The sequence below is a fragment of the uncultured Oscillibacter sp. genome (assembly GCF_910587525.1).
GTDB lineage: Bacteria > Bacillota > Clostridia > Oscillospirales > Oscillospiraceae > Oscillibacter.
On the sequence record NZ_CAJULS010000074.1, the window covers coordinates 1 to 11,735 of the forward strand.

13 protein-coding genes are annotated in these 11,735 nt (G+C 62.8%); 1 reads left to right on the top strand and 12 read right to left on the bottom strand.

The window, feature by feature from the left end; translation table 11 throughout:
• Positions 1–2,154 (bottom strand): acyl-CoA dehydratase activase (locus tag QZ326_RS07955; RefSeq protein WP_295743613.1); only part of this gene is annotated, 2,154 nt, incomplete at its 3' end.
• Between the two features lie 305 nt (positions 2,155–2,459).
• Between QZ326_RS07955 and QZ326_RS07960 the strand changes: the two genes are divergently transcribed.
• Positions 2,460–3,026 carry an epoxyqueuosine reductase QueH gene (locus tag QZ326_RS07960; protein ID WP_295743616.1) on the top strand — a complete coding sequence of 189 codons (567 nt, stop codon included), beginning with the start codon at positions 2,460–2,462 and terminating at the stop codon, positions 3,024–3,026.
• 49 nt (positions 3,027–3,075) lie between these two features.
• Here QZ326_RS07960 and pgsA read toward each other — a convergent pair whose 3' ends face one another.
• The 11 genes from pgsA to QZ326_RS08015 all read right to left on the bottom strand — a co-directional run.
• Positions 3,076–3,651 (bottom strand): CDP-diacylglycerol--glycerol-3-phosphate 3-phosphatidyltransferase, encoded by a 576-nt coding sequence (gene pgsA, locus QZ326_RS07965; RefSeq protein ID WP_295743618.1) that lies wholly within the window; start codon positions 3,649–3,651, stop codon positions 3,076–3,078.
• On the bottom strand, positions 3,635–3,928 hold the full coding sequence (locus tag QZ326_RS07970; RefSeq protein WP_295743621.1) for a helix-hairpin-helix domain-containing protein: 294 nt from the start codon (positions 3,926–3,928) through the stop codon (positions 3,635–3,637). Before QZ326_RS07970 ends, pgsA begins: the two co-directional genes overlap by 17 nt.
• Positions 3,925–5,250 (bottom strand): 30S ribosomal protein S12 methylthiotransferase RimO, encoded by a 1,326-nt coding sequence (gene rimO / locus QZ326_RS07975; protein ID WP_295743626.1) that lies wholly within the window; start codon positions 5,248–5,250, stop codon positions 3,925–3,927. The genes QZ326_RS07970 and rimO overlap by 4 nt, the downstream gene beginning before the upstream one ends.
• A 21-nt stretch (positions 5,251–5,271) precedes the next feature.
• Positions 5,272–5,892, bottom strand: coding sequence for a regulatory protein RecX (locus tag QZ326_RS07980; protein WP_295743647.1), 621 nt, complete (start codon positions 5,890–5,892; stop codon positions 5,272–5,274).
• Positions 5,882–6,988 (bottom strand): recombinase RecA, encoded by a 1,107-nt coding sequence (gene recA, locus QZ326_RS07985; protein ID WP_295743629.1) that lies wholly within the window; start codon positions 6,986–6,988, stop codon positions 5,882–5,884. The genes QZ326_RS07980 and recA overlap by 11 nt, the downstream gene beginning before the upstream one ends.
• 98 nt (positions 6,989–7,086) lie before the next feature.
• Positions 7,087–7,515, bottom strand: coding sequence for a hypothetical protein (locus QZ326_RS07990; protein WP_295743632.1), 429 nt, complete (start codon positions 7,513–7,515; stop codon positions 7,087–7,089).
• A 2-nt stretch (positions 7,516–7,517) separates the two neighbouring features.
• Positions 7,518–8,384: a peptide chain release factor N(5)-glutamine methyltransferase gene (gene prmC / locus QZ326_RS07995; RefSeq protein WP_295743635.1), complete on the bottom strand. Its 867-nt coding sequence runs from the start codon at positions 8,382–8,384 to the stop codon at positions 7,518–7,520.
• An 18-nt stretch (positions 8,385–8,402) separates the two neighbouring features.
• Positions 8,403–8,834 carry a hypothetical protein gene (locus QZ326_RS08000; protein WP_295743638.1) on the bottom strand — a complete coding sequence of 144 codons (432 nt, stop codon included), beginning with the start codon at positions 8,832–8,834 and terminating at the stop codon, positions 8,403–8,405.
• Between the two features lie 12 nt (positions 8,835–8,846).
• Positions 8,847–9,815 carry a DUF1385 domain-containing protein gene (locus QZ326_RS08005; RefSeq protein WP_295743641.1) on the bottom strand — a complete coding sequence of 323 codons (969 nt, stop codon included), beginning with the start codon at positions 9,813–9,815 and terminating at the stop codon, positions 8,847–8,849.
• 60 nt (positions 9,816–9,875) lie between these two features.
• Positions 9,876–11,315: a cell wall metabolism sensor histidine kinase WalK gene (locus QZ326_RS08010; RefSeq protein WP_295743644.1), complete on the bottom strand. Its 1,440-nt coding sequence runs from the start codon at positions 11,313–11,315 to the stop codon at positions 9,876–9,878.
• A gap of 255 nt (positions 11,316–11,570) precedes the next feature.
• On the bottom strand, positions 11,571–11,735 hold a 165-nt coding region (locus QZ326_RS08015; protein ID WP_295743650.1), incomplete at its 5' end, for a helix-turn-helix domain-containing protein.

An 11,735-nucleotide genomic window follows, 5' to 3' on the forward strand; every position in this document is an offset into this window, starting at 1 on the left:
GATGTGCCCGTGGGCCAGCTTGGCCGGGAAGCAGGCGGTGTCGCTGGGAATGGTGCCCTGGCCCTTTAAGTACAGATCCCGGCTGGAGAGGGGGCTGTGGTAAACGGCAAAGCCCAGCTTGGTGAAAAAGGCGTGCCAGAAAGGCAGCAGCTCCCAGAAATTCAGGCACAGGGGCAGACCGATCTTCCCCCGTCTGCCAGGGACGGGCTTGTAGTCCAGAATCAGCTTCCGCTTGTAGGCGTACAGGTTCCGCTCGCCGGTGTCCGCCCTGCCCGTAACGGGACGGTCGCAGCGGTTGCCGCTGATAAAAGTACCGCCGTCGGCAAAGGTGTTGACCGTCAGCTGGCAGTTGTTGCCGCACAATCCGCACACCCGGCTCTCCGTCTCCTGGGAGAAGGCGGCCAGGGCCGTCCGGTCCAAAAGGGAGCTGGTCTGCCCCGGCGAGGCCTTGCCCCGGCCGTACAGCGCCGCGCCGTAGGCCCCCATGAGCCCCGCCACGTCGGGCCGGATGACCTCCACACCCATCTCCTTCTCAAAGGCCCGGAGGACCGCCTCGTTGTAAAACGTGCCGCCCTGGACCACCACGTTCCGCCCCAGCTCCTCCGGGGAGGAGGCGCGAATGACCTTGTAGATGGCGTTTTTCACCACGGAGATGGAGAGGCCGGCGGAGATATTCTCAATGGTGGCTCCGTCCTTCTGGGCCTGCTTCACGCTGGAGTTCATGAACACCGTGCAGCGGCTGCCCAGGTCCACCGGGCGAGTGGCGAAAAGGCCCAGCTTCGCAAACTCCTTCACATCGTATCCCAGAGCCTGGGCAAAGGTCTGGAGAAAACTGCCGCAGCCGGAGGAACAGGCCTCGTTTAAGAAGATATTGCTGATGGCCCCGTTTTCAATCTTGAAGCACTTCATGTCCTGGCCGCCGATGTCGATGATGAAATCCACATTGGGCAGAAAGTACCGGGCGGCGGTGAAGTGGGCCACGGTCTCCACCACGCCGTAGTCGGCGTGAAAGGCGTTCTTCGCCAGGTCCTCGCCGTAGCCGGTGGTGGTGACGGAGGCCACGTGGAGAGCCGGGTGCTCCTCATAGAGCCGTTCCAGGGCCTCCCGAATCAGCGGCACGGGATTGCCCAGGTTGGGCCGGTAGTCTGTGAAGAGAAGCCGGGCCTCCTGGTCAATCACCGCCAGCTTCACGGTGGTGGAGCCGGAGTCGATGCCGATGTGCACCGGCGCGGCGTAGTCCGCCCGGAAGGGAGCCCGAAGCACGGAGGCCCTGGCGTGGCGGGCCGTGAAGGCCTCGTACTCCTCCCGGCTCTCAAAGAGGGGCGGCTGGCTGCGGTAGGTCTCGGAGGCGCCCCGCTCCGCAAGCCTTTGGCAGACCTCGTTCAGGTCAAACTCCCGGTCGGCGTAAAACGCCGCCCCCAGGGCCACAAACAGCAGGCTGTTCTCCGGGCAGACACCCTGGACGTCAAGGGTTTTGTCAAAGCTCTCCCGCAGGCACCCGGAAAAGGTCAAAGGACCGCCCAGATACAAAATATTACCCCGGATGGGCCGCCCCTGGGCCAGACCCGCAATGGTCTGGTTCACCACCGCCTGGTAGATACTGGCGGCAATGTCCTCCGCCCGGGCGCCCTGGTTAATGAGGGGCTGCACGTCGCTCTTGGCGAATACGCCGCACCGGGAGGCGATGGTATACGTCTTCTCCGCCCGCGCCGCGGCCTCGTCCATCTCGTCGGCGGTCATTTTCAGCAGCGTTGCCATCTGGTCGATGAAGGCGCCGGTGCCTCCAGCGCAGGAGCCGTTCATCCGCACCTCGACGCCGCCGGTGAGGAAGAGGATCTTGGCGTCCTCGCCTCCCAGCTCAATGACGCAGTCGGTGCCCGGGGCCAGCCGGTTGACCGCCACCCGGGTGGCGAAGACCTCCTGCACAAAGGGGACCTCCACTCCCTCCGCCATGCCCATGCCCGCGGAGCCGGAGATGGCGAACTCCGCCCGGCCGCCCGGGACGTATTCTGCCGCCACACGCCGCAGCAGCTCTCCGGACTTCTCCAGAATATGGCTGAAGTGCCGCTCATATGTACTGTAAACAATGTTTCCGGCGCCGTCCAGCACCACGCATTTGATGGTGGTGGAACCCACGTCAAGACCCACTTTCAAGGTTGCTTCCTCCTTCGGGAAAACGGTTGCGTCACCCTTTTTCGGTACGCAGCCCAAGGTTTTCATATTCTTTGGTATTTTACTCTCTTCCGACAAAATTTGCAATCGCGAAAATCTGTAAAGAGTGTAAAAAAACTGTTAAGAAATCCGGGAAAATCTGTGTCAAATTCGCCCTGCGCGCCAGAGCGGTCGGGGGACTTTTTCCCAGTCGGGACATCATTTCTCTTTTTTTCAAACAGGGCTTTCCCTTCTTTTTTTCTTATGATATACTTGTCCCATTCAGAACAGAAACGAGGAATGTGCCGATGGAAACCGTCCTGCTCCACACCTGCTGCGCCCCCTGCTCCCTCTCCTGTATCGACCCTCTGCGCTCCGAGGGCATCGAGCCGGTGGCCCTGTGGTACAATCCCAACATCCACCCCTGGAAGGAGTACCAGGCCCGGCGGGACTGCCTGCTGGCATATGCCCCCGCCATCAATATGGAGGTGCGGGTGTGTGAGGACTACGGCCTGCGGGAGTTCGTCCGCACTGTGGCGGGGGACATCGGCGGCCGCTGTGCCTACTGCTACACCCACCGTCTGGAGGGAACGGCGAAGTACGCCGCAGAGCACGGCTTTCCCGCCTTCACCACCACCCTTCTGGCCAGCCTCTACCAGGACCACGACGGCATCGTCCGGGCTGCGGAGGAATGCGCAAAGCGGTACGGCGTGGAATTTCTCTACCGGGACTTCCGGCCCAACTTCCGGGCCGGAAACCAGCGGGCGAGAGAGCTGGGGCTTTATATGCAGAAATACTGCGGGTGTGTGTTCTCGGAGGAGGACCGCTATGAGAAACAGATCCGGCGGGACCGGGAGAAGTTTGCGGAACAATGACCAAAAACCCGGCTGTGAGTTTCCTCACAGCCGGGTTTTTCCTGTTCCGTTACGCCGAGGCGATGACGTCCTTGTTCTTGACAAAGTACTCCACGCCGGAGTACAAAGTGGTCAGCACAATAACCCACACGCAGATGGGATCGATCCATTCCAGCCAGCCGGTGGGCATGGCGGTCAGGGGATTGGAGGCCGCCCAGGCAGTCTCCGGGCCCAGAAGGAGCATTACAATAACGCACACCATGGTGGCGGCGGTCTTCACCTTGCCGGACCACCCGGCTGCGATGACCCGGCCCTTGTCGCTGGCAATCATCCGCAGGCCGCTGACGGCGAACTCCCGCAGAAGCACCACCAGCAGCGCCCAGGCCGGCATCCGGCCCACCTCTACAAACCACAGCATGGCGGCGGTCACCAGGATCTTGTCCGCCAGGGGATCGGCGAACTTGCCGAAGTCCGTGACAAGATTGTACTTCCGGGCAATCTTCCCGTCCAGCAGGTCCGTGAGGCTGGCGATCATAAAGATGGCCAAGGCCGCATAGTCCGCCCCAGGAAAGCCCCAGTACAGCACCGCCATGAAGATTGGCGTCAATATAATGCGCATAAGAGTTAATTTATTCGGCAGATTCATGATTTTCCTCTCCTTCCGGCCGGTATGCTCTGTCCTTCCAGTACCACCACTTCAGCTTCTCCGCTTCCCGCTCCTTGTGCTCGGCGTAGTACACCGCCGCCCGCCAGACGTACAGTGCGCAGCGGTCCTCCCGGTATCCCTTCATCAGGCATTCCCGCAGGTACAGCTCCTCCGGGTCCTGCCCCCGCAGATCCGAGACCTGCCGGATGCCCATGGATTTCATGACGGCGGCGATACGCTTCCCCACGCCGGGGATCTCCTCCAGGGGGCTCCTCATTTCACCGTCTCCCCGATGAGCTCGCCGTCCATGGCGCCGGTGAGGCGGACCGTGACAAAGTCCCCCGGCGCCGCTTCCTTACCGGCGGTAAAGTAAACGCGGCCGTCGATCTCCGGTGATTCGGCATAGCTGCGGCCGAAGAACATCTGGGCCTGACTGTCAAAGCCCTCGCACAGCACCTCCCGGGTCTCTCCCAGTACCGATTCATTATATTCATCCATTATATCGGACTGAACGTCCACTATCAGCTCCGCCCGGCGTTTGGCCTCCCCGCTGTCCACATGGTCCATCAGGGCCGCCCGGGTGCCCTCCTCCGGGGAGAAGGGGAACACCCCCGCCCGCTCGATTCTGGTCTCCCGCAAAAAGGCGCACAGCTCCTCAAACTCCGCCTCGCCCTCGCCGGGCAGGCCGGTAATGATGCTGGTGCGCAGCACCAGGCCGGGAAGCCGGGCCCGGAGCTTTTTGAAGAGAGCCGCCAGCGACGCTTTGGTGTCCCGGCGGTTCATGTCCTTCAGAACCCCGTCGTTGCAGTGCTGAATAGGAATGTCCAAATATGGCAGTATCTTATCCTCTTTTGCTATTATATCAATCAATTCATCGGTGATCTCGTCAGGATACAGGTAGTGAAGCCTGATCCAGCGGAAGTCCAGCCTGCACAGCTCCCGCAGCAGATCCGCCAGACGGCAGCCCTCCGCCAGATCCGTGCCGTAGCGGGTGATGTCCTGGGCGATCACCAGAAGCTCTTTCACCCCGGCGGAGCTGAGCTCCGCCGCCTCCTCCAACAGCTCCTCCATGGGGCGGCTTCGGTACTTCCCCCGCAATGAGGGGATCACGCAGTAGGCACAGTGGTTGTCACAGCCCTCGGCAATCCGCAGGTAGGCATACCAGGGGGGCGTGGAGAGGATGCGGGGACCGCCCTGGGGGGCGGTATGGATATTGCCCAGATGGCAGGGCCGGAGGCCCCGGTCCATAACCTCATCGATGGCCTGAACAATATCGCCGTAGCTGCCGGTTCCCAGAACGCCGTCCGCCTCCGGCAGCTCGCCCAGAACATCCTCCTTGTACCGCTGGACCATGCAGCCGGTAACCAGAATCTTTTTCACCTGTCCGGCGCGTTTCAGCTCCCCCATCTCCAGAATGGTCTCGATGGCCTCCTCACAGGCGGAGGCCAGGAAGCCGCAGGTGTTGACCACCACTGCGTCGGAGCCTTCCGGGGCAGATTGGATCGTGTGGCCTGCGGCCTGGACGGCGGCCATCATCTGCTCGCAGTTGACCTGGTTTTTAGCGCAGCCCAGAGAGATAAATGATACGGTATAACTCAAGTTGATTCCTCCATTTTCCGCTCACGCCTCCGGCAGTTCCTGGCCCTGGCGGAGCCAGGCCGAGCGTACCTCTCCCCAGGAAAAGCCCCGGCGGAGCAGGGCGTCCGTCAGCCGCTTCTTCTCCCGCTGGTCCGGCATCCGGCCCCGGAGCCTGGCGGTGAGAAAGGCGTCAATCTGTCCGCCTGCCTCCGGCAGCTCCTCCAGGGCCTCGTCCCAGAGCTCCCGGGGAACGCCCTTTTCCCGCAGCTTCTCCCGGACCCGGGCGGGGCCCCAGCCCATCTGGCCGCAGTGCCGGGCCAGCAGGGCGGCATAGTCCCTGTCGTCGATGGCGCCGATGGCCTCCAGCCACTCGGCGGCATAGCGGGCCTCCGCCTGACTGGCGCCCTTTTCCGTCAGCTTCCGCTCCAGCTCCTGGCGGCTCATGGCCCGCCTGCCCACCAAGTCCGCCGCCGTGACCTTCACATTGGAGATTCCGGCGGCCTCCTTCAGCCGGGCCAGCGCGGCGTCATCCAGCCGGTCTCCGGCCCGGAGGCCGAAATCCAGCAGCTCCTGTTCCGTAATTTTCAGGCAGGCGCCGTCCTCTAGGAACACCAGCACCCGGCCCCGTTTGTGCTTTGACGCCTCGACCCGCTCAATCCGCATCGTCAAAGTCGTCGGCGCTGACGTCCACAGCCCGTCCGGCGGCCTTGGCGGCGATCCGGGCCTGGTTGCTCAAGAGTTTATCGAAGTTCTTCCGGATGTCCTCCTCCAGCTTTGCGGCGATCTCCGGGTTGTCGTGGAGGTAGGCCTTGGCCGCCTCCCGGCCCTGGCCGATGCGGGTCTCCCCCATGGAGAACCAGGAGCCTGCCTTCTGCACCAGGTCCAGCTTCACACCCAGATCCACCAGCTCACCTCCGTGGGCAATGCCCTCGCCGTACATGATGTCGAACTCCGCCTCCCGGAAAGGAGGTGCCATCTTATTCTTTACCACTTTGGCCCGGGTACGGTTGCCGATCATCTCAGAGCCGTTTTTCAGCGTTTCGATCCGGCGCACGTCAATGCGGACGGAGGAGTAGAACTTCAGCGCCCTGCCGCCGGTGGTGACCTCCGGATTGCCGTACATCACCCCCACCTTCTCACGAAGCTGGTTGATGAAGATCACGATGGTGTTGGTCTTGCCGATGGCGCCGGTGAGCTTCCGCAGGGCCTGGCTCATAAGCCGGGCCTGCAGGCCCACGTAGCTGTCGCCCATCTCGCCCTCAATCTCCGCCCGGGGCACCAGAGCCGCCACGCTGTCCACCACGATGACGTCAATGGCGCCGGACCGGACCAGCGCCTCGGTGATCTCCAGCGCCTGCTCGCCGGTGTCCGGCTGGGAGATCAGCAGGTCCTCCACCTTCACGCCCAGAGCCCGGGCATAGGTGGGGTCCAGGGCGTGCTCCGCGTCCACGAAGGCGGCCTCGCCGCCCCGCTTCTGAGCCTCCGCCACCACGTGGAGGGCCAAGGTGGTCTTACCGGAGGACTCCGGCCCGTAGATCTCGATAATCCGCCCCTTGGGAAGGCCCCCGATGCCCAGGGCCACGTCTAGGGCCAGGGAGCCGGTGGGGATGTAGTCCACGTTCATCTCCGCCTTGTCGCCAAAACGCATAATGGAGCCCTTGCCGTACATCTTTTCAATTTGGGCCATGGCCGTGTCAATGGCCTTCTTCCGGTCATTGGCCGGGGCCGCGGCGGGCAGGGGCGCTTTTTCCTTTGCCATAAGTGTCTCCTCCTAAATCACTATGTAAAATATAACTGCTGCATTTTCTCGGCTCCCTCCGGACCGCAGAATGGGCCGCGGCGCCGGCGCGAATCCCCTCAGCGGCCCCGGAGGTCCCACTGGGTAGCCGCCTCGCCCAGACGGCCGTATATAAAATATCCCTCCCGGCTGTCCGCCGCCGCCAGAGCGGGAAACAGCTCCCTCAGGTTCGCTGTGCTCGGAAAGTCCAAGCGTATAGCAAATCCCCCGGAACAGTCCCACAGCTCCTCCGCGGAGTCCCCCGCGCCGCTCCGGTTCAAAACGCCCGCCCAGATCTCTGTGTGATTGCCGGTACCGGCACTGTTGCCCGCCCAAACGGCGGTTTCCACGATCTCCGTCTCCGGCGGCAGCTCCGCCAGAAGCTCCTCCAGCAGCCGGCCCGCCGCCCGGTCGTTCCGCAGGGGCGCGATGACAAAACCATAGGCACAGGCGGAAAGCGGCAGCAGCACCGCCGCCGCCAAAAGGCCCGTCAGTATCCGTCTCCACACCCTCACACCTCCGTACAGAGGGTGCCGAACACCACCCGGGGAATCTCATGGGTGTCCTTCACAATCTGGATGTCGCCGAAGCCCTGGGCGCGCATAATCCGCAGCACCTCGTCGGCCTGGCCGATCCCCACTTCGAAGTACAGCCGCCCACCGGCGGTCAGGGCGTCCTTCCACTTCTCTGTAATCCCGCGGTAGAAATCCAGACCGTCCTCGCCGCCGTCCAGGGCCAGGCGGGGCTCATAGTCCCTCACGGAGCCGTCCAATCCGTCAATTTCCCCCCGGGGAATGTAGGGCGGGTTGCTGACAATGCACTGGAACTCTCCCAGGGCTTTATCCGGCTTGTCCAGCGCGTCTGCCCGCATGGACACCACCCGGCCGGAGAGACCGTTGCGGCGGATGTTCTGCCGGCAGATCTTCAGCGCGGCGTCGGAGATCTCTCCCAGCACCACCCTGGCCTGAGGGACCTGCGCTCCGACAGCCAGGCCCACGCAGCCGCTGCCGGCGCACAGGTCCAGCACACGGCACTCCCCCAGGGTCTTGCAGCAGCGGATGGCCTGCTCCGCCAGCACCTCCGTGTCGGGGCGGGGAATCAGCACGTCCCGGGAGATGTCCAGGGGCAGGCCGTAAAACTCCCACTCGCCGATGAGGTACGCCACCGGCTCCCCGGCCAGCCGCCGGTCCACCAGCTGCCGCACCTGCCGCTCCAGCTCCGGGGAGGCGTACAGTCCGCCGTCCCGCTGGAGCTCCTCCCGGCTCTTGCCCACGCCGAAGCACACCAGCTCCCGGGCCTCCAGGGTGGCGGCCTCCACGCCGGAGCGCCGCAGCTGCTGGCGGATATCCAAATACAAATTGTTATATGTGACGGCCATATTCCACTCCGTTATGTTTTATTTAGCGGTCTGCTCCTCCAGAACCCGTCCGTAGGCGTACAGCCCGTCCTCCGCGCCGTTTCGCAGGCGCTTCATGGCCCGCTGGACCGGCCAGACCAGAGAGCCGTCCGGCAGCCGCACGGCGATGTTGACCTCCCCCGCCGGGTCGCTGTCGCCGGTCTCCCAGACGCCGCCCAGACGGCGGACAAACACCTGTCCCATATAGCTGCCCACGGCAAAGAGCTTGCTGCCCGGTTTTCCGTCCGCCAGCAGGCCGCCGGGGCGGCTCTGCTCGTCAAAGAAGCGGTCCAGCTCCCGAAAGCTCTCAATCGTACCGTCCAGCGGGTACCCTGCGGCGTTCATATTCTGCACCAGCCACGCCTCTGCCTTGGGGATGTCCTCCAACAGCGCAGGCGGCCCTTTTTTCCGCAGTTTATCCAACAGTCCCACAGCTGTTCCTCCTTACCACTCGTCCTTGCCCTGTTCATCGGGCAGCACCAGCTCCAGAGAACGGATGGCGCACTGGATCATGCTGTCGTCCGGCTCGTTGGTGGTAAAATTTTGGAGCCACATGCCCGGGGCCGTGAGCACCCGGGTAACGGGGTTGTCGTGCCGGCCCACCCAGCGGTTGAACTCATAGGTCACACCCACCACCAAAGGCAGCAGCAGCAGATGGGCCAGGGTCCGCAGCCAGACGTTCGTGATGGGCCAGATGCCGAACACCACGCTGGAAAAGAGGATGGACACGAAGATCACCACAAACAGGAAACTTGTACCGCACCGGGGATGGTGCCTCGGCTGGACGCGGACGTTCTCCACCGTCAGCGGCAGGCCCGCCTCGTAGCAGAAGATGGTCTTGTGCTCCGCGCCGTGGTACTGGAACACCCGGTAGATATCCCTCTGCCGGGAGCAGACGATGAGGTACAGCAGGAAGACCACAATCTTCAAAAGCCCCTCCACCACGTTCCGCCCCCACATGGGAAAGCCGGGGAAGAAGTGGAGGATGCCGCCGGTGAGGAAGGTGGGCAGCACCATGAAGAGGAACACGCTGAGCCCCACGCCCATCACCACCGCCAGCGTGACGATAACGCTCTCCAGCTTTTTACTGGAGAGGTGCTTCTCCAGCCACAGGTCAAATTTGGAGGGCTGGGCCGCCTCCTCCTCGGGGTAGAAGTCGGCGGAGTACATCAGGGCCTTGACGCCCTTGACCATGGAGTCCAGAAAGTTCACCGTACCCCGGACCAGGGGCACACCCAAGATGGGATAGCGGTCCTTGATGAGCCGCAGCTCCTCCACCTTCTCCACCAGGTTTCCCTCCTGGTCCCGCACCACAATGGCCTGCTTTTCCGGGCCCCGCATCAAAATGCCCTCGATCAGCGCCTGTCCGCCGATGCTGGTGCGGAAGGCGCAGGATTTCTTCTCTTCTGCCATGAAATTTCCTCTCTGTTTCCCCATCATATCAGGGTTTTTTGAAAAAGTCAAACGTTTGTTCTATTTTTGTCCCGGCAGGCAGATGGTGACCACCGTGCCGCCGCCCTCGGCGTTGCCGATGGTGAAGGTGCCGCCGTGGAAACCCACGATCTCATCGCACACCGCAAGGCCGATGCCGCTGCCCCGGGCCTTGGAGGTGCCCTTGTAGAATTTCTGCTTCACAAAGGGCAACTCCGCCTCTGGGATGCCGGGGCCGAAGTCCCGGATACGCACCACCTGCCACTCCCCCTCCCGGGTGACGGAGGCGGTGATCCTCTTCCCCGCGCCGCCGTGCTTGGCGGCGTTGTCCAGCACGTTGCAGAACACCTGCTTCAGCCGCTCCGGGTCTCCGGCGATCAGGGGCAGATCACCCTCCCCCATGTCGTAGGCCAGCTCGATGCCCTCCTGCCGGAACAGCTCCTGGTAGGTGAAGATGGCGTCCTCCAGCTCCGCCTGGAGGTCCACCTGCTCCACCCGCAGGGTGAACCGGCCGTCCTCCATCCGGGAAAAGTCCAGCAGCTCCTCCACCATTGTGGAAAGACGCCTGGACTCGTTAAGGATGATGCGGATACCCCGGCGCAGCTGCTCCGGGTCGCCGGTAAGGTCCTCCAAAAGCGTCTCTCCCCAGCCGTTGATGGCAGTGAGAGGGGTGCGCAGCTCGTGGGAGACGGAGGAGATGAACTCGCTTTTCATCTTCTCATTCTGGCCGATTTTCAGCGACATGTTGTTGATATTCTCCACCAGCTCTCCCAGCTCGTCTTCATACTTGTTCTCCACCTGAACGCCGTAGCCCCCCGCGGAGATGCGCTTGGTGGCCTCGGACACTACCGCCACAGGCTCCACCACGTTGTTGATAAAGAGAAGGTTGGAGATAAACACCATCGCCAGGCACAGCGCCGCCACCAGGCAGATAAACAGCACCGCCAGCATCACCTGCCGGTTCACCAGCCGCAGGGAGGTGACCAGGCGCACCACGGCTTTCACCTGCCCGTTGAAGGTCAGGGGATGGGACACCGCCAGGATCTTCTCTCCGGTCTCCGGGTCCCGGCCCTGGAAGTAGTCCATCCGGTTCTGGGTGATGGCCCGGGTGATGTCCTCCGTCCCGGGGAAGGTGCCCGCCGTCAGCCCCGTGGAGGAGGCCTGAATACGGCCGCTGGTGTTGATAAACTGGAGTTCAATACGCTCCTTGTCCTCAAAGGTATCGGTGGACTGCTGGGCCTTTTTGATATAGCTGGCGTAGCCGCCGCCCATGAAGTACTCCTCAAAGGCGCCAGACAACGCCTGGGCCTGCTTCTCCAGGCCGTCCCGCATACTCATATAGTAGTAGCTGGACACCCCCACGGAGAACAGCACCACCGTCAGCAGCAGCAGGAACAGCACCGGCATGACGGTGTTGAAAAGCCAGCGCTGCCGCAGGCCCCGGATGCGGAGGCTCTTTCCCTTTTGCAGTTTTTCTTCCATTCGGAGAGCCTCCTTCCCGGTCTTTTGATAAAATGATTTTACAGCCCCGCTGATACCCGAAACCCCACACCGTTGTAATATACGTGGGATTCTGCACATTGATTTCCCATGGAGCGCCGCTCCGCGGGAGCCCTTTTATCTCATCTGCGCGGCGGAAGTGAATTCCGCCCTGCGCCAAGGTTTTTCCAAAACCTTGTACGCGCCTTTCGGCGCGCCCCGCCGTGCGGGGCCCCGGACAATGTGCTTCGCCGCCGGTCACAGTCCCCACTTATACCCGAAACCCCACACCGTTGTAATATACGTGGGATTCTGCACATTGTCCTCGATCTTCAGCCGCAGGCGGCGGATGTTCACGTCCACGATTTTCAGCTCGCCGAAGTAGTCCCGGCCCCAGACCATGTCCAGAATCTCCTCCCGGGC